Source organism: Planomonospora corallina (assembly GCF_042650625.1).
Lineage (GTDB): Bacteria > Actinomycetota > Actinomycetes > Streptosporangiales > Streptosporangiaceae > Planomonospora_B > Planomonospora_B corallina.
The window spans coordinates 11,402-27,539 of the sequence record NZ_JBHSBM010000036.1 but is presented as its reverse complement, the minus strand read 5'-3'; the positions used below and the strand labels follow the sequence as shown (position 1 = coordinate 27,539).

Below are 16,138 nucleotides of genomic sequence, written 5' to 3'. Positions count from 1 at the left end.
CTCGCTGGCGGGCGTGGCGGCCGGTTTCGTGGTCTACCTGGTGGCGGTGGTGACCGGGATCACGGCGGTGTTCTCGGTGGTGCCGGCGGCGTACGCGGTGGTGAAGCTGGCGGGGGCGGGCTATCTGCTCTGGTTGGCGTGGGGGGTGGTGCGGCCGGGCGGGGGTCCGGTCTTCGCGCCGGGGGAGCCGGTGGCGGAGGGGGCCGGCCGGTTGTTCTCGATGGGGCTGGTCACGAGCCTGCTCAATCCGAAGATCGCGGTTCTGTACGTGTCGTTGCTTCCGCAGTTCGTGGATCCGGCGCGGGGTGGGGTGGCGGTGCAGAGCCTGGTGCTGGGGCTGACGCAGATCGTGGTGGCGGTGTCGTTCAACGCGATGTTCGTGATGGTGGCGGGGTCGGTGGCGAAGGTGCTGGACGGGCGGCCGGTGTGGGTGCGGGTGCAGCGGTATGTGATGGGGACGGTGCTGGGCGGGCTGGCGGTGCATCTGGCGCTGGGGCGTGCTCCGGCGCCGGGATGAGGGTGCGGCTCGCGCCTGCCGTGCGGCGCCGGGCCGGTCAGGGGGTGAGGATGAGGCGGACGGGGTCGCCTTCTTTGCGGGTGAGGCGGTCGACGGCGGTGGCGGCGTCGGCGAGGGGCAGGGTGCCGCTGATGGAGCGGGCCAGGTCGAGCCGGTGGTGGCGGGTGAGGTCGACGAGCTGGGGGACGTGCTCGGGGGTCGAGCCGTAGTGGCCGAGGATCTGCCGGCCGAGGTAGCTGAAGCGGATGCTGTCGGTGATGGTGAGGGCGGCGGGGGTGAGGCCGACGAGGACGAGCCGGCCTGCGGGGGCGAGGCAGGAGACGGCCTGTTCGCGTACGGCGGGCACGCCGGCGAAGTCGAGGGCGAGGTCGAGGCCCCGGCCTCCGGCGGCGGCGGTGACCTGGTGCGGGAGATCAGGGGCGGTGGGGTCGAGGGCGGTGTCGGCGCCGAAGGCGAGGGCACGTTCGCGGGCGGCGGGCAGGGGGTCGACGGCGATGATGGGGGCGGCGCCGACGAGCCGGAGGAGCTGGACGGCGTGTGCGCCGAGTCCTCCGATGCCCCATACGCCGGCGGGGCGGGCGGGTTGGGCCTTTCCGGTGGAGACGATGGCGGCCCAGGGGGTGGAGACGGCGTCGGGGATGATGGCGGCCTGCTCGAAGGGGAGGTCGTCGGGGATGGGGACGAGGGTGTGGTGGGTGGCGAGGGCGTACTGGGCCCAGCCGCCGTCGTAGTCGACGCCGCGGGTGCGCACCTGCAGGCAGGGTTCGGTGAAGCGCACGCAGTTGGGGCACTGGCCGCAGCGTTCTCCGGCGTTGAGCAGGACACGCTGCCCGGGGGTCCATCCGGCGGGGACGTCGGGGCCGAGGGCGTCGACGACGCCGGAGACCTCGTGTCCGAGGGTGACCTTGTCGGTGGTGAGGAACTGGGGGGTGAGGCTGCCGTCGATGAGGTGGACGTCGGACAGGCAGACTCCGGCCGCCCGCACGCGGATGCGGACCTGGCCGGGGCCGGGTTCGGGGACGGGGATCTCCTCGAGGGCGAAGGTCTTGGTGGTGACGTCGAGGCGTCCGGCGAGCATGGTGCGGGTCATGGGTCTTCCTGGTGGTCGGGGCGGCGGGTGCGACTGGTCGTTCTGCGTTGTTCCCGCGCGGGGGCGTGGTGGTGCGGCCGGGAGGTGACCGTGGGGGCTTCGTGGGCGGGATTTGGCGTGGGGGATGGCCGTGGCGGCCCGGGGCCGGCGTGCCCGCCGGGCACGGAGGGCCACGGAGGGCCACGGGGCGTTGCGGGAGGTCGGTTGTCGTGGGGAAACAGGACCGTAAGTCCGTAGAGGGGGGGACGTTCCGCTCTGCCGGGTGGTGGTCCGTGGCGCGCACGATGGAGGTGCGCCCGCCGGGGGGCGGTCGTGCGGGACGAGAGGAGACCGGCCATGGGTACGCAGGTCAGGGATGTCATGGGCCGGGTGGCGATCGCGGTGCCGTTGAACGCGCCGTTCACTGAGATCATCGCGGTGATGAGGCGTTTCGCGGTGGGGGCGGTCGCGGTGGTGGATTCCGATCGGCGGCCGGTGGGCGTGGTGTCGCAGGACGATCTGCTGCTCAAGGAGACCGATCGGGTGCGGCACAGTGTCTCGATCTATGACGGGCACCGGCAGCGGCAGGAGCACCGCAAGGCGGCGGGGGTCGTGGCGGCGGAGCTGATGACGGCTCCTGCGGTGACGGTGACGCCGGGTACGCCGGTCCGGGAGGCGGCGCGGTTGATGCACGACCGGCGGGTCCGGCAGTTGCCGGTGATCGATCCCGTCACGGGCCGGATGGTCGGTACGGTGCACCAGGTGGATCTGCTGAAGGTGTTCACTCGTTCTCCGGAGCGGTTGCGGGCGGAGGTCGAGGAGGTCATCCGGGCGGAGGTCGGGGTCGATCCGGCGGCGTTGTCGGTGTCGGTGGCCGACGGGGTGGTGACGGTCGGCGGCGTTGTGGAGCGCAGTTCGCTGGCGGCGCATCTGGTGGAGGCGGTGCGCCGGTCGGAGGGGGTCGTCGGTGTCGTCTCCGAGTTGACGTGGGCGCGTGACGATGTTCTGGCGGCTCGGGCTCTTTGACGGGTCCTGCGGGTGGCCGGGTGGCGGGGGGTCGTCAGCGGGGTCCGTCCGGGTGGAGTTCCTTGTAGAAGAAGCTGCAGTCTCGCAGGGAGCCTGCCGGGTCGGCGGCGTAGCGGGGGACGGTGCCGTAGCGGGTCCAGCCGGCGGTGGTGTAGAGGTGTTCGGCGGCGCTGCCGGTCTCGGTGTCCAGGAGCAGGAGGGTGATTCCGGTCTGGGCGGCGGCGTGTTCGGCGGTGGTCAGGAGGGTGCGGGCCAGTCCTCGGCGGCGGGCCCGGGGGTGGACCATCAGTTTGATGATCTCGGCGCGGTGGCGGCCGTTGGCTTTGGGCGCGGTGGTGAGGCCGATGGTGCCGGTGAGCTGTCCGTGGTGGTGGGCGGTCCAGACGGTGAGGGTGCCGTCGGTGACGGCGGGGGTCTGGGCGTGCCACCAGTGGGCGGCGTCCTCCTGGGTGAGGGGGGCCAGGAAGCCGAGGGAGGCGCCGTCGGCGACGGCGGCGGTGAGGAGGGCGGCCAGGCCGGTGATGCTGTCGTGGAACCGGGCGGGGGTCAGGCGGGTGATGGTGGCCGGTGCGGTCGGTGCGGTCGGTGCGGTCATCGTGGGGTCCTCGGCTGGGCGGGGCGGCGTCAGGGCAGGATGATCATGAGGGCGTAGCGGGCGGGCAGGGGTCCGGGGCAGTGGAAGCGGGAGGGGCCCCACAGGTGGAAGCGGAGGCAGTCGCCGGGGTGGAGGTGGTGGGTGTGGTCGCCGGCGGTGACGTGGAGGGCGCCTTCCAGGAGCCAGAGGTGCTGTTCCAGGCCGGGTACGGGGGGCTGGTCGTAGGAGATGTCGGCGCCGGGGCGCAGGATGCCCTCGATGATCTCGCCGCGCAGGCCGGTGTGGGGTGGGGAGATCGCGCGGCGGGTGAAGCCTGAGGCCTGGTCCTGCCAGGTGGTCTGCTGGTCGGCGCGGACCAGGTGGGAGGGGGTGTTCTCCACTTCGGCCAGGAGGCGCGACATGGTGCGGCCGTAGGCGGAGCAGAGCCGGTTCAGGAGGGCGGCGGTCGGGCTGATCTCGGCGCGTTCGAGGCGGGAGAGGGTGGAGCGGCTGATCCCGGTGCGCCGGGCGAGGTCGTCCAGGGACCAGCCGTGTTCGGTGCGCAGCCGGGCGAGGCGGGTGGCGAGGCGGACCGTGACCTGGTCGGGGGCCTGGTCGGGGGGCTCGGGCGTGGGGCGGGGACTCTCCTCACCGGTTCTCATATCAGAGAAGATATCTCAGACTTGGGACGCCGGGCCAGGGGTGGGGGGCCTGTTCGGGGCGGGTTTCTCGAACTTTGACACGGTCCGGACCGTGCGCACGGCCGGGCCCGGGTATCGCCCCCTGCGGCCGGGCCGGCCCGCCGTCCGCCGCGTGCCGTACGCCTCCCCCCGCAGGCGCCGGGCCGGCCCCGGGGAGGGACGAGCGGGGAGAGGCGGACATGGCGACGTCGGAGACCGGGCACGACGGTGTCCTCGATGGAGATCCGGTGGCGCGGCCGGGGCGGGGCGCCGTACCGGGCGCCGCGGTGGGGGGCCCGGTACGGGCGGCGGAGGGCGGTCCGGCGCCCGCGGAGCGGCTCCGGTGGGGGCGGCTGCGGCGGCCGGCGGTGCTGCTCGGCGTGGTCGCGGCGGTGTACGCGGTGGCGCAGCTGACGGTCGTGTCGGCGCGGATGGGGATCGGCTGGGACGAGGCGATCTACGCCAGCCAGTTCTCCGGGCACGCCCCGCCGGCGGAGTTCAGCGCGCCGCGCGCGCAGGGCATGCCGCTGCTGGTGGCTCCGGTGACGGCGCTGACCGATTCGGTGGTGGTGCTGCGGCTGTACATGACGGCGCTGTCGTCGCTGGGCCTGCTGGCGGCCTTCTGGGTGTGGACGCGGGTGCGGCCGGGGTACACGGCGCCGCTGGCGGCGCTGCTGTTCTCGGGGTGCTGGCTGTCGCTGTTCTACGGCAACGAGGTCATGCCGAACCTGTACGTGGCGCTGGGCGCGGTCGCCGCGACCGGCCTGCTGTGCCTGCCGGTCCGTTCCCGGGCGGTGGTGGCGGGCCTGGCGGGGGTGCTGGCGTTCGTGTCGCTGGTGCGGCCGTCGGACGCGCTGGCGCTGGCGGTGCCGCTGGCGGGTGCGGCGGTGCTGGTGCGGCGCCGGCGGTGGGTGCAGGCGGTGGCGGCGGTCGTGGCGGGGCTGGCGGTCGGCTGGGGTGTGTGGCTGGCGGAGGCGGTGGCGCGCTACGGCGGTGTCGCGGCCCGGTGGCGTGCCGCCGGGGAGGCGAACCTGACGGGTCCGGCGTTCTCGGTGGTCGAGCACGCCCGTGCGCTGGACGGCCCGTCGTTGTGCCGGTGGGGCACCGACTGCGGACCGGTCTCGGCCGTGGCGCTGGTGTGGTGGCTGGCGATCCCGCTGGCGGGTGCCTTCGGCCTGTACACGGCTGTGCGGGAGCGGCGCGGGCCCGGTCCGCTGCTGCTGGCGGCGGTGGTCGCGATGGTGGTCGCGGTGCCGTACTTCTTCTATGTCGGGTACGCCGCGCCGCGGTTCCTGATGCCGGCGTACGCGCTGGCGGCGCTGCCGGCGGCGGCGGGGGTGATCGCGCTGGTGCGGTGGGGCCGGTCGCGGCGGCGGCCGGCGGCGGTGGTGTTCGCCGCGGCGGGCCTGCTGGCCCATTTCGTGCTCCAGGGCGGGTACGCGTACCGCATGTCGCAGATCGCGTTCGAGGGCCGGGAGCGGGTACGGCTGGCGGTGGAGGAGCTGCGGCGGCTCGGCGTGCGGGGGCCGTGCATGGTCTACGGGCAGTCGGGGGTGCAGTTCGGCTACCTGCTGGGGTGCCGCTCGCAGGGGCTGGCGAAGGGGTTCCCGCGCCGGCCGCCGGTGCGGGTGCGCCGGGCGCTGGAGGCCGGTGAGCGGCTGCTGGTGGTCCACCGCGGTGCGCGGCCGCCCCGGTTCGCCGCGTCCTGGCGCGTGGTGCGGCTGCCGGAGGGCTGGCGGGCGAGGTTCTCCCCTTCCTGGGACGACTGAGGCTTTCCGGGACGGCTGAGGCGGTGGGGCCCCGGTCCGGGGCCCGGTCCGGGACCTGTGGCCCTGGGCGGGCGCGCCGCCGCGGGGTCTGATGGGGGGAGGGACCCGAGGAGGAGCCATGGAGCACATCATCGTCGCGGGCACGGACGGCTCGCCCGCCGCCGCGGCCGCCGTGGAGTGGGCGGCCGACGACGCCGGTCGCCGGGGGATGCCGCTGCGCATCGTCTGCGCCGTGGAGCGCTGGCCGCACGAGATCGTCAGGTTCCCCGATCCCGACCTGGGCGACGCGCTGAACCGGGCCGCGGAGAAGGTCCTGGCCGAGGCCGAGGCGGTCGCGTTGCGGCGCCGGCCGGGCCTGGAGGTCACCACGCGGGTGCTGCAGGGTTCTCCGGCGATGGTGCTGCGGGAGCAGGCGGAGTCGGCGGCCGGGCTGGTGATGGGCAGCCGGGGGCTGGGCGGGTTCGCGGGGGCGGTGCTCGGTTCGGTGAGCATGCACGTGGCCGGGCACGTGCACCGTCCGGTGGTCGTGGTGCGGTCGGTGCCGCAGGAGGCGCGGGGCGAGGTCGCCGTGGGGTTCGACGACTCGCCGGCGTGCGAGCCGGCGCTGGGGTACGCCTTCGAGCAGGCGGCGCTGCGCGGCGCCGGGGTGCGGGCGGTCTACGCCTGGCAGTTGCCGGTGCACGCCTTCGCTCCGGAGGTCGTCTACGACGTCGATGAGATCCGGGCCGGTCAGCAGCGCGTCGCCGAGGCCCGGCTGCAGGGGTGGCGGCAGAGGTATCCGCAGGTGCCGGTGGTCGAGGACGTGCGGCAGGGGCATCCGGTGGAGGCGCTGACCGAGGTCTCCGGCGGGACCGACCTGGTGGTGGTGGGTTCCCACGGGCGCGGTGCGGTCGGGGCGGTGCTGCTGGGGTCGGTCAGCCGGGGTGTGCTGCACCACGCCCGCTGCCCGGTGGCGGTCGTCCGGTCGTGACCCGCCGCGGGCCGGGGCGGGGTTCTCATCCCACCGGCTGGGCCGGGGCGGGGCCGGCCGATGGTGCGGTCGCGGCGGGGACCGCGCCGTCGGGGGTGCGGTCGTGCACGTCCTCGGCGCGGATCGCCAGCACCGCCGGCGGGCTGCCGAGGTCGCCGTGGGCGGCGGCGACGGCCGCGGTGATCGCCGTGCGGGCGTCGGTCAGGGCGGCCGCCTTCGAGGCGGGGTGCGGGGTGCCGGAGGCCACCGAGGGGGTTTCCGCGGGGGTTCCTGTGGGGGTTTCCGCATGGATCACCGAGGGGGTCACGGACAGGAAGCCGAGCAGCGCGGCGAAACGCAGCTGCTCGGCGGGCGGGGCCGGTGCCCCGGGCTCGGCCGCGGTGAGCGGACGGTCCAGCCAGAACGCCCGCCCGCGCAGGTGGGCGGAGTAGGGGACGCCGGTGGACGGGGTCAGCACCGCCACGGCGTCGGCGACCAGCCGCCCGAACGCGGCGAGGTCCGTCTGCGGCGGCAGATCGGTGGTGACCAGCACGGGGATGGTCAGGGCACGGGTCACAGCGGCCTCCTCAACCGGCCTCCTCGTCGTCAGGACGCCGATGCTACCGACGGTCACCGACATTCAGCCCGGCTCACCGCCGGGCGACACGCGGCGATCCGGCCGGGCGGCGCGGGGTGCGGGGGCGCGCGGGGGCGGTTTCCCGGTGGCTGCCGGGCTTCCGGGGGTGTGCGCCAGTTGGCTAGGGTCCGCCCATGAGAATCCGGTTCGGCCGTCCCGACCTCTCCCGTTACGCGGACCGTTTCGACCTGCCCGGGGCCGGGCTCGGGCCGTCGGTCACCTTCCTGGGGGTGACCACCCTCCTCATCGGGGACGGCGCCTCGGCCGTCATGACCGACGGGTTCTTCTCCCGTCCTCCGCTCCTGGCCGTGGCCGCGCGGCGGATCGCCCCTGACCACGCGCGGATCGACGCCGCCCTGGCCCGGGCCGGGGTGGGGTCGCTGGAGGCGCTCGTCCCGGTGCACACCCACTTCGATCACGCCATGGACGCGGCGGCGGTCGCCGCCCGCACCGGCGCCCGCCTGGTCGGCGGTTCCTCGGCGGCCTGGATCGGGCGCGGCGGCGGCCTGCCCGGTGACAGGATCACGCAGGTCACGCCCGGCGAGCCGGTCAGGTGCGGTGCCTTCACGCTGACCTTGCTGGAGTCGCGGCACTGTCCGCCCGACCGCTACCCCGGCGGCATCGGGGGGCCCGTCGTGCCGCCGGTCAGGGCGTCGGCGTACCGCTGCGGTGAGGCCTGGTCCCTGCTGCTGGAGCACGCCGGCGGCCGTACCGCGCTGGTCCAGGGCAGCGCGGGCTTCGTGGCGGGCGCGCTGCGCGGGCGCTCGGCCGAGGTGGTCTATCTCGGCGTGGGCCAGCTGGGTCTCCAGGGTGCGGATTACATCCGCTCGTACTGGGCGGAGACGGTGGAGGCGGTGGGGGCGCGCCGGGTCGTGCTCATCCACTGGGACGATTTCTTCCGGCCGCTCAGCGAGCCGCTGCGTGCGCTGCCCTATCTCGGCGACGACCTCGACGCCACCATGCGCGTCATCGGCCCGCTCGCCGCCGAGCAGGGGGTCGGGCTGCACTTTCCCACGCTGTGGCGGCGTGAGGATCCCTGGAGCGGGCTTTCCTGAGCCGTCCGGGCCGGGCGCCGCGCGGCCGCCGAGGCGGCGGGCGGCGCCCGGCCGGGGTCAGGTGCTGGTGAGGACGACGAGCCGCTGGGTCGCGCGGGTCATCGCGACGTAGCGGTCGACCGCTCCTTCGACGCCCTCGCCGAACGTCTCCGGGTCGATGAGGACGACCAGGTCGAATTCGAGTCCTTTCGCCAGCTCCGGGGTCAGCGACCGGACGCGGGGCGTCTCCTGGAAGGCGGGGTCGCCGATGACGCAGGCGGTCCCTTCGGCGTGTGCGGCGAGCCAGGTGCCGAGGACCGTGCCCAGGTCGGCGGCCGATCCGTGGGTGACGGGGACACCGTTGCTGCGGATGGAGACCGGCACGTTGGCGTCGGGGAGCGCGGCCCGGATGACCGGCTCGGCTTCCGCCATGATCTCCTGCGGTGTCCGGTAGTTGATGCTCAGGGAGGCCAGGGTGATCCGGTCGAGCCCGACGCGTTCGAGCCGTTCCCGCCATGACTCGGTGAAGCCGTGCCTGGCCTGAGCGCGGTCGCCGACGATGGTGAAGCTGCGGGACGGGCAGCGTGACAGCAGCATCTGCCACTGGGCGTCGGTGAGTTCCTGGGCCTCGTCCACGACGATGTGGGCGAAGGGGCCGGCGAGCCGGTCGGGGCCGGCGCCGGGCGGGTCGGCGTCGTCGGCCAGGGCGCCCTGCATGTCCTGTCCGCGCAGCATCGACATCACGAGCATCTCGGAGTCGTCGGCCTCGATCAGGTCGTCGATGACCCGCTCCATGTGCTCGCGCCGGGCGGCGGCGGAGACCTCCTGCCGGCGCCTGCGCCGCCAGGCCTGCGGGTCGCCGAGCCGCCGCCGGGCGGCGTCCAGGAGCGGCAGGTCGGACACCGTCCAGGCGTGGGCGTCGTCGCGTTGCAGTTTGCGGACGTCGCCGGGGCCGAGCCAGGGGGCGCACATCCGCAGGTAGGCGGGGACCGACCACAGGTCGCCGACGAGGTCGGCCGCCTCGATCAGCGGCCAGGCGCGGTTGAAGGCCTGCAGCAGTTCCCTGTTGTGCCGCAGTGACCTGCGCAGCAGGTCGGCGGGGACGTCGCCGTCGTGCTTGTCCACCAGGATCGTGAGCAGTTCCTCCCAGATCCGGTCGCGTGCCTCGTTGTGCGGGGTGCCGGGTTCCGGTGCGCGGAACGCCTCGGCCCAGTCGTCGGCGGTCAGCCGGACGTCGGACCAGTGGGTGGCGACCGTCGTCTCCTCGGTGGGCGGGTTCTCGTAGAACCTGACGGCCGGTTCGATCGCCTTGACCAGGTCCGCGGACGACTTCAGGCGGGCTGTGTCCGGGTCGGTCTCGATCGCCGCGGTGGCTCCCTCGGGGACGAGGTCCCGCAGGGTGCAGGTCTGCACGCCCTCCTCGCCGAGGCTGGGCAGGACGTCGGAGACGTAGGCCAGGTAGGGGTGGTGGGGGCCGACGAACAGCACGCCGCCCCGGCGGTGGCCGAGCCGGGGGTCGGAGTACAGCAGGTAGGCGGAGCGGTGCAGGGCGACGACGGTCTTGCCCGTTCCCGGGCCGCCGTCGACGACGAGGGCGCCGTGGGATCCCGCGCGGATGACGGCGTCCTGGTCGGCCTGGATGGTGGCGAGCACGTCGCGCATGCGCGATGACCGGCTGCCGCCGAGGCCGGCGATGAAGGCGGACTGGTCGTCGAGCGCGGCGTGGCCTTCGAGTCCTTCCGGGGTGAACACCTCGTCCCAGTAGTCGCTGACGCGGCCTCGGGTCCAGCGGTATCTGCGGCGGCTGGCCAGGCCCATCGGGTTGGCGTGGGTGGCTCCGAAGAACGGCTCGGCCGCGGGGGAGCGCCAGTCGAGCAGCAGCCTGCGGCCCGCGCCGTCGGTGAGGCCGAGCCGCCCGACGTAGACGGGTTCGGGGTCGTCCGCGCCGACCATGCGCCCGAGGCACAGGTCCAGGCCGAAGCGGCGCAGGGTGCGCAGGCGGGCGGTCAGCCGGTGGATCTCCAGGTCCCGGTCCAGCGCCTGCCGGCCGGTGCCGCCGGGCGCCCTGCGTTCGGCGTCGAGGCGGCCGGACAGGTCGGCGATCGTCTGCTCGAGGCTGTGGGCGATGGCCGCGAAGTGCCGCTCGTCGCCGGCGATGAGTTCCGGGTCGGCTTTGGCGGAGAGGCGGCCGGGTAGGTCGAACGCGCTGGTGGCCAGAGGTTTCACGTCATCGGCTCCGATCTGGGGTCGCGTGCGCCACCGCGCGGCAGGGCGTGGAGGGGTGTGATGGGCTGGTGGCCGTGACGAGCGGCGCTTCGCCTGACGGGGACCCCGTTTCGCGCAGGCTGCGGCCTCGGACGGTGGTTCGGATGGTGGTTCGGATGGTGATTGTGCGGCACGGCCGGGGTCTTGCCGCAAGCCCCCCGGTGCGCTATACGGTGATAGTGGAAAGGCGCGGGTACTCCCCTTTCCGCCTGCCTCCCCTCATCGCCCTCCCTCGCCGTCCCCTGTCGTCCCCCTGTCGTCCCGCCGTCGTCCGCTGTGGGCGGACGGCCGTTCCGGGCTCTTCGCAGCGGTGGTGCGCCGCATGGCCCGGTCCCGTGGCTCCCGGGCGGCTCGCCGTGGTCCTGCCGAAGGTAAAACTTCTCCCTTCTGGCCATAAAGGTATTCGGGCATAAAGGGGACGAATGTAAAGTTCCTCGTTGCTCCAGTCCATGTCGCCCCACGGGACCGCTCCCGCCGGTGACGCCGATCCGCCTGCCCGCAGGGAGATCCCATGGTGCCGCGCCTGTCCGACCGTCTCTCCGGCCGCCACGAGAGGGCGCGGCGGTGGGCGTCCAGCCGGTCCGGCGACGGCCCGCCCGCGGCCCGGGGCGCCGCCGTCGCGGTCACGGCCGTGGCCGCCCTGGCCGCCGTGGCGTACCTGGCCTGGCCGGCGGGGACCGCGCCGGGCGCGGTGTGGCCGGCCGTCCGGGACGCCGGCTGGCTGCGGATCGTCACCGATCCGGTCCACGCCTACCTGGCCGCGCACACCGGTGGCCTGGCCGTCACCGCACGGCAGCTGGAGTGGGCCTGCGCGGCGGCGGGCCTGCTGCTGTGGCCCGCGGCGGCGCTCCTGCGGACCCGGGGCCTGCGGTTCCTCTGGGTGCTGTACGGCGCCGCCGGGCTGGCGATGGTGGCGGCCGGAAGCGCCCCGCAGGCCCGCTGGACGGCGGCCGGCATCGCGCTGACGTACTGGGCGGTCCTGACGGTGCCGGTGCTGCGCCGCGGCCGGGCGCCTCGTGCGGGCCGGTGGCCGTCCGCCGACCTGCACGAGGCGCCCGGCCGCTGCCGGCGGGACCTGGCCGCGCTCCGCACCCGGCTCGACCGGCTGGAGGCCGCCGCCTGGCGCCCGGCCGTCCCGGCCGCCGCCGGCCGGGCCCGGCACGTGTGGCCGGCCGGCGGTGCCGCGGCGGCCGTCCTCCCGCCGCCCGCGGGTCCCGCCCGCGCCGGGGAGGGCCGCACCTCGGACGCCGGGCCCTCGGACGCGGCGGTGGGCGGCGTCGTGGTCGGCGCCGCCTACCGGGTGGACGTGCCCGGTGCGCTGCCGCCCGGACGGGAGGCGGAGCTGGGGGAGGGGCTGCGGCGCGAGTGCGGCGGCTCCTTCGAGCTGACGGTCACCGCCGTGCTCGCCGGTGACGGCCCGCCCCTGGTCGAGGGGATGTGCGTGGTGCAGTCCGGCAGCGCCGACGTCGAGCTCACCGCGGAGCAGGCCGGCGCCTTCGGCCTGCAGCCCGGCGTCGTCTACCGGGTGCGCGGCGAGCTGTGCGACGGCGACGGCAACGCGGTGGAGATGCCGCTGGTGACGGTGGTCCGGGTGCCCGCCCGGTGGCTGAGCCCGGCCGCGGACCGGTGACGGGGGCGCGACCCGGCCGCGCGGGCGGGGGCCGGGCGGGCTTACCGTAGGGCGCGTCGGACGAGACAGCAGGAGAGGACGGATCGTGCCCGAGCGAGGAAGCCATGTCCTGGGGATCCCCACGGCCACGGGCGGCAAGGTGGTGCTGCCGTACCTGACCGAGGAGCAGGCCGCCGCGGTCGTGGCCTCGTTCGCGGACGTCGCCGCGGCGGGGCGGGCCCCGGGCGGCGGGCAGGCCGGCAGGACGCGCGAGTGCATCCGGTGCGGCGGGGCGGGCCACCGGCTGGAGCGGCGCCGGAGCGCGACCGGCGGCGGCGGCGCCGTCGTGGTCTCCCTGGCGGTGCCCTGCGGGGTGTGCCGGGGGACCGGCCGGATTCCCGTCAGGCGCTGAGCGGGCGCGCGGGCCCCGACGGTGCGGGCGCGCGGGCCGGCCCGGGCCGTCAGGCCGTGAGCGGCTCCACCGTGCCGCGCTCGCCGTCGACCCTGATCCTGTCGCCGTCGTGTATCCGCATGGTGGCGTTCCCGGTGCCCACGACCGCCGGGATGCCCAGTTCCCGGGCCACGATCGAGGCGTGCGACAGCGGCGCGCCCAGGTCGGTGACCACGGCCGCCGCGCGCGGGAACAGCGGCGTCCAGCCCACGTTGGTGAGCGTGGTCACCAGGATCTCGCCGGGCCGCAGCCGGACGCCGTCCTCGGGCCTGGTGATCACCCGGGCGATCCCCTCGACCACTCCGGGCGCGCCGGGGAAGCCGGTCACGGCTTCGCCGACCGGGACGCTCGTGCCGCGGGCGTCGTGGACGTCGGTGCGCCGGCCGGGGTCTGCGGCCCAGCGGACCGGGTCGAAGCGGCCGACGATGAGCACCGGGTACGGCGGGAGCGCCGCGTACGCCTCGTACGTCGCCCGCCGTACCGGGACCCGCTCCAGCGGGGCGGTGTCGCCGTCCAGTACGGCGAGCAGCTCGTCCAGGTACAGGTAGAACAGGTCGTCGCCGTGGCCGGTCAGCTCGCCGGCGCGCAGGACGAAGGCCCGCAGCACCCAGAACACGCGGACGACCTCGGACCGGGTGGCCTCGCGGTCGCGCACCACCGCGTGCCAGCGCCTCACCCTGGCCCGCATCCTCGCCACCCGGCGCGGGTGGCGCCGGGCGAACCGCGCCCAGGCATCCTCGCCGGCCGCGCGCCGGCGGGCCCGCGGGGCGTCGGCGTCGTCGTCGGCCTGAAGGTCGCGCAGCCCGGCGAGCTGGGCGTCGATCCACTCCGGGTCCTCGCCGGGGCGCGGGATGGACACCTCGAACTCGTGCGGGCCGCGGTGGCCGTAGACCGCGGCGAAGGTCTCCCGGGTGATCTCTCCCGCGGCCAGCCGGCCCAGGCCGGTGACGAGGCCGAGGCTGGCCAGCTCGCCGTCGCCGCCGGTCAGCATGGCCTCGGCGTCGCCGTCCCCCGTCATCCTGCGCAGTTCGTCCCGGGTGCGCACGAGCACGGTGCCGCCCTGCCGGCCCGCGGCCTCCAGCATGCGGCAGGCCGTGACCAGGTGCGGCTCGACGGCCCCCGGCCACAGGCCGGCCAGCTCGGCGGGCGAGGAGGCGGCCCGGATCGCGGCGTGCAGTTCCTGGCAGCGCCGCGGCGCGCCGGCCAGGAACGGGCGCATGCCCTTGAGGTTCGCCCGGACCCTGCGCCGGATCCGGACGGCCGTGGGCAGCACCGCCTTGATGATCCGCCACCGGGACACCTGGAGCAGCGGCACCTCCAGCCCCGGCGGCAGCCTGCCGAAGACCTGCTCGACCGCGCCGAGCCTGCCCCGCATACCGAGCGCCCGGGCGGCGGAGACGATGACGCTCATGTTCATGTAGAAGCGGCCGCCGATGTTGCCGACCAGGTCGAAGCCGGGCATCGTCGTCGCCGGCATGGCCTCGTTGATGAACAGGCGGACGAACGACCAGGTGATCGGCGTCATCACGTCGGGGATGGCCTCGCCCAGGTTGCCCGCGGTCCACAGGTGGTCGCCCTTGAGGCTGTCGTTCCACTCCTCCGTGGGCGGTCTGAGGCCGGTGACCGGGCGGGCCTGGACGATGGCGAACGCGCCGCCGTGCCGGGCCCACTCCACGTCCACGGGCGCGCCGTACAGCTCCTGGACGCGCGCTCCCAGCGCGGCCAGGGTCAGGGCCTGCGTCCCGGTGAGGACGGGAGCGCGGCGCATGTCCTGCGGGACGGGCTCCTGGCGGGTGCCGCCGGGGATGCGGACGGTCATGGTGCTCTTGTCGCCGGTTCGCTCCTCGGCGACCGCGCCGCCGGCCACGACGACCGTGTCGGGGGTGACGTGGCCGCCGACCACGGCCTCGCCGAGCCCCCACGAGGCGTTGATCACGGTCCTGCCGCGGTCGCCCGTGACGGGGTCGGCGGTGAACATGACGCCCGCCGCGTCGGCGTCCACGAGCTCCTGGACCACGACGGCCAGGGCGACGTCGGCGTGCGGGACGCCGTTGCGGTCGCGGTAGGCGATGGCGCGGGCGTTCCAGAGCGAGGCCCAGCAGCGTTTGACCGCCTCGAGCAGCCCTTCGGCCCTGACGCCGAGGTAGGTGTCCTGCTGCCCGGCGAAGGACAGGGTGGGAAGGTCCTCGGCGGTGGCCGACGAGCGCACGGCCACCGCGACGTCCTCGCCGAGCGCGGCGTGCGCGGCGAGGATCTCGGCGGCGATCGGCCCGGGCACCTCGCGCCCGGCGAACAGGGACGCGATCCGCCCGGCGTCGCCCGCCGAGGCCGCGGCGAGGATGTCGGCGCGGAAGTCCGCGGTGAACGCGCGGTAGGCGGCGGTGGTGATGTGGAAGCCGCCGGGGACGGGCAGCCCCGCCCTGGCGAGGGCGGCCAGGGAGGCGCCCTTCCCGCCCACCGTGGCGAGGTCGGCGCCGGCGGCGCCGAGAGGGATGACCGTGCTCACGTCACACGCTCCTCAGCGGGGTTCAGGGAGTCGTCCAGTTTCCGCTGTGCGAGCTCCTCGACCGCGTCGAGGTAGCCGAGGGTGGCCTGGGCGACCGCGTGCGCGGTGCCCGCGGGCGGCGCCTGCCCGGTCGCGGTGGCGCGGTCGACGGTGTCGGCGAGCAACGCGGCGATCCGCTCGTCGGCCGGGGGCCCGGCCGGCAGCAGGCCGGGTGCCACGAGGAAGCCGTACAGCACCGAGCCGATCACCAGGGTGTGGTCCCCCGCCAGGTCTCTGACCGCGCCCAGCCTGGTCAGCTCGGTGTAGTAGTCGTCGAAGGCCGCGCTCGGTTCCAGCGCGCCCGGGCCGCGCCACTTCTGCCTGACGAGTTTGCCGAGCAGTGCGGAGTCACCGGTCAGCAGCGCCTTGAGCAGCGGGCGGCGCAGCAGGGCGAGCGCGAGCGCGGCGAACAGGTCGTGCGGCGTGGCCGGTGTGCCGCGCCGTACCTCCGCCAGCATCCGCACCCGCTCGCGGCGCAGCAGCGCGGTGAAGAGCGCCTCGCGGGTCTTCCAGTGCAGATAGATCGTGCCTTTGGCGACCCCGGCCTGCCGGGCCACATCGTCGACCGTCGTCTTGTCGTAGCCCCAGCGCAGGATCAGCTCGGCGGCGGCGTCGAGGATCCGGTGCGCCCGCTCGGTTCTGCGCGCCGGATCCTGCGGTGGTCTGCCGGCCCTGCCCATCAGCCTCATCTCCAATGTTTGACTAGATGAGGATAATCAGTCATTTAATCAGGAGGCAAGGCCCTCAGCCGGCCCGGGACTCCCGCCGTGCCCGCCGCACCGGGCACGGCACCCCGCGCCGGAGCCGGACGAGCGCCGGGCCGGGGCCGGACGGTGTCCCCGCGGCTCCGGCCCGGCGGGCTCCCCGCCCGGACGCGGGCACGCGTCCGGGCGGGGTCAGCCGGTACGGCGGGCGCGGGCCAGAGCCAGCGCGCCGAGAGCCGTGGCGGCCAGCCCCACCACCAGGGCCAGGTAGCCCCCGACTATGCCGTAGCCGGTGCCGGGGCCGCCGCC

General features: G+C 75.3%; 15 protein-coding genes. 7 read left to right on the top strand and 8 right to left on the bottom strand.

Going from position 1 to position 16,138, the window contains the following annotated elements; all coding sequences use genetic code 11:
• Window positions 1-517: LysE family translocator (locus ACFOWE_RS26040; RefSeq protein WP_377292278.1), on the top strand; the 517-nt coding region annotated here is incomplete at its 5' end.
• Between the two features lie 37 nt (window positions 518-554).
• Here the strand turns inward: ACFOWE_RS26040 and ACFOWE_RS26035 are convergent.
• On the bottom strand, window positions 555-1,607 hold the full coding sequence (locus ACFOWE_RS26035) for a zinc-binding dehydrogenase (protein ID WP_377292277.1): 1,053 nt from the start codon (window positions 1,605-1,607) through the stop codon (window positions 555-557).
• A 336-nt stretch (window positions 1,608-1,943) separates the two neighbouring features.
• On the opposite strand from ACFOWE_RS26035, the gene ACFOWE_RS26030 reads away from it, so the two are divergent.
• The gene (locus tag ACFOWE_RS26030; protein WP_377292275.1) at window positions 1,944-2,612 is read left to right on the top strand and encodes a CBS domain-containing protein; all 669 of its coding nucleotides are present in this window, start codon (window positions 1,944-1,946) and stop codon (window positions 2,610-2,612) included.
• Window positions 2,613-2,646: 34 nt separating this feature from the next.
• Here the strand turns inward: ACFOWE_RS26030 and ACFOWE_RS26025 are convergent, their stop codons facing one another.
• Window positions 2,647-3,207: a GNAT family N-acetyltransferase gene (locus tag ACFOWE_RS26025; protein ID WP_377292273.1), complete on the bottom strand. Its 561-nt coding sequence runs from the start codon at window positions 3,205-3,207 to the stop codon at window positions 2,647-2,649.
• Window positions 3,208-3,236: 29 nt separating this feature from the next.
• On the bottom strand, window positions 3,237-3,848 hold the full coding sequence (locus ACFOWE_RS26020) for a helix-turn-helix domain-containing protein (protein WP_377292271.1): 612 nt from the start codon (window positions 3,846-3,848) through the stop codon (window positions 3,237-3,239).
• Between the two features lie 218 nt (window positions 3,849-4,066).
• Between ACFOWE_RS26020 and ACFOWE_RS26015 the strand changes: the two genes are divergently transcribed.
• Both ACFOWE_RS26015 and ACFOWE_RS26010 read left to right on the top strand, forming a co-directional pair.
• Window positions 4,067-5,635, top strand: coding sequence for a hypothetical protein (locus ACFOWE_RS26015; RefSeq protein WP_377292269.1), 1,569 nt, complete (start codon window positions 4,067-4,069; stop codon window positions 5,633-5,635).
• Window positions 5,636-5,753: 118 nt separating this feature from the next.
• Window positions 5,754-6,605 (top strand): universal stress protein, encoded by an 852-nt coding sequence (locus ACFOWE_RS26010; protein WP_377292267.1) that lies wholly within the window; start codon window positions 5,754-5,756, stop codon window positions 6,603-6,605.
• Window positions 6,606-6,630: 25 nt separating this feature from the next.
• Here ACFOWE_RS26010 and ACFOWE_RS26005 read toward each other — a convergent pair whose 3' ends face one another.
• Window positions 6,631-7,161 carry a hypothetical protein gene (locus ACFOWE_RS26005; RefSeq protein ID WP_377292265.1) on the bottom strand — a complete coding sequence of 177 codons (531 nt, stop codon included), beginning with the start codon at window positions 7,159-7,161 and terminating at the stop codon, window positions 6,631-6,633.
• Window positions 7,162-7,355: 194 nt separating this feature from the next.
• On the opposite strand from ACFOWE_RS26005, the gene ACFOWE_RS26000 reads away from it, so the two are divergent.
• Complete coding sequence (locus ACFOWE_RS26000; RefSeq protein ID WP_377292263.1) at window positions 7,356-8,276, top strand: MBL fold metallo-hydrolase; 921 nt, start codon at window positions 7,356-7,358, stop codon at window positions 8,274-8,276.
• A gap of 57 nt (window positions 8,277-8,333) precedes the next feature.
• Here the strand turns inward: ACFOWE_RS26000 and helR are convergent, their stop codons facing one another.
• The gene (helR, locus tag ACFOWE_RS25995) at window positions 8,334-10,481 is read right to left on the bottom strand and encodes an RNA polymerase recycling motor ATPase HelR (protein ID WP_377292261.1); all 2,148 of its coding nucleotides are present in this window, start codon (window positions 10,479-10,481) and stop codon (window positions 8,334-8,336) included.
• 550 nt (window positions 10,482-11,031) lie between these two features.
• Between helR and ACFOWE_RS25990 the strand changes: the two genes are divergently transcribed.
• Entirely contained in the window at window positions 11,032-12,150 is a 1,119-nt protein-coding gene (locus tag ACFOWE_RS25990) for a hypothetical protein (protein ID WP_377292259.1), read from the top strand.
• A gap of 85 nt (window positions 12,151-12,235) precedes the next feature.
• Window positions 12,236-12,541, top strand: a complete 306-nt coding sequence (locus tag ACFOWE_RS25985; protein WP_377292257.1) for a hypothetical protein — start codon at window positions 12,236-12,238, stop codon at window positions 12,539-12,541.
• A gap of 49 nt (window positions 12,542-12,590) precedes the next feature.
• Here ACFOWE_RS25985 and ACFOWE_RS25980 read toward each other — a convergent pair whose 3' ends face one another.
• The 3 genes from ACFOWE_RS25980 to ACFOWE_RS25970 all read right to left on the bottom strand — a co-directional run bounded on the left by ACFOWE_RS25980 (window position 12,591) and on the right by ACFOWE_RS25970 (window position 16,087).
• Window positions 12,591-15,086 (bottom strand): PEP/pyruvate-binding domain-containing protein, encoded by a 2,496-nt coding sequence (locus ACFOWE_RS25980; RefSeq protein WP_377292255.1) that lies wholly within the window; start codon window positions 15,084-15,086, stop codon window positions 12,591-12,593.
• On the bottom strand, window positions 15,083-15,814 hold the full coding sequence (locus ACFOWE_RS25975) for a TetR/AcrR family transcriptional regulator (RefSeq protein ID WP_377292420.1): 732 nt from the start codon (window positions 15,812-15,814) through the stop codon (window positions 15,083-15,085). The genes ACFOWE_RS25980 and ACFOWE_RS25975 overlap by 4 nt, the downstream gene beginning before the upstream one ends.
• A gap of 207 nt (window positions 15,815-16,021) precedes the next feature.
• Window positions 16,022-16,087, bottom strand: a complete 66-nt coding sequence (locus ACFOWE_RS25970; RefSeq protein ID WP_377292418.1) for a hypothetical protein — start codon at window positions 16,085-16,087, stop codon at window positions 16,022-16,024.
• Window positions 16,088-16,138: the final 51 nt, after the last annotated feature.

Bases quoted from the DNA above. Each gene is read 5' to 3' on its own strand.
- ACFOWE_RS25975 (WP_377292420.1), bottom strand. From the start codon at position 15,814: ATGAGGCTGATGGGCAGGGCCGGCAGACCACCGCAGGATCCGGCGCGC.
- ACFOWE_RS26035 (WP_377292277.1), bottom strand. From the start codon at position 1,607: ATGACCCGCACCATGCTCGCCGGACGCCTCGACGTCACCACCAAGACC.
- ACFOWE_RS26020 (WP_377292271.1), bottom strand. From the start codon at position 3,848: ATGAGAACCGGTGAGGAGAGTCCCCGCCCCACGCCCGAGCCCCCCGAC.
- ACFOWE_RS26015 (WP_377292269.1), top strand. From the start codon at position 4,067: ATGGCGACGTCGGAGACCGGGCACGACGGTGTCCTCGATGGAGATCCG.
- ACFOWE_RS26000 (WP_377292263.1), top strand. From the start codon at position 7,356: ATGAGAATCCGGTTCGGCCGTCCCGACCTCTCCCGTTACGCGGACCGT.
- ACFOWE_RS25990 (WP_377292259.1), top strand. From the start codon at position 11,032: ATGGTGCCGCGCCTGTCCGACCGTCTCTCCGGCCGCCACGAGAGGGCG.
- ACFOWE_RS26030 (WP_377292275.1), top strand. From the start codon at position 1,944: ATGGGTACGCAGGTCAGGGATGTCATGGGCCGGGTGGCGATCGCGGTG.
- ACFOWE_RS26025 (WP_377292273.1), bottom strand. From the start codon at position 3,207: ATGACCGCACCGACCGCACCGACCGCACCGGCCACCATCACCCGCCTG.
- ACFOWE_RS26010 (WP_377292267.1), top strand. From the start codon at position 5,754: ATGGAGCACATCATCGTCGCGGGCACGGACGGCTCGCCCGCCGCCGCG.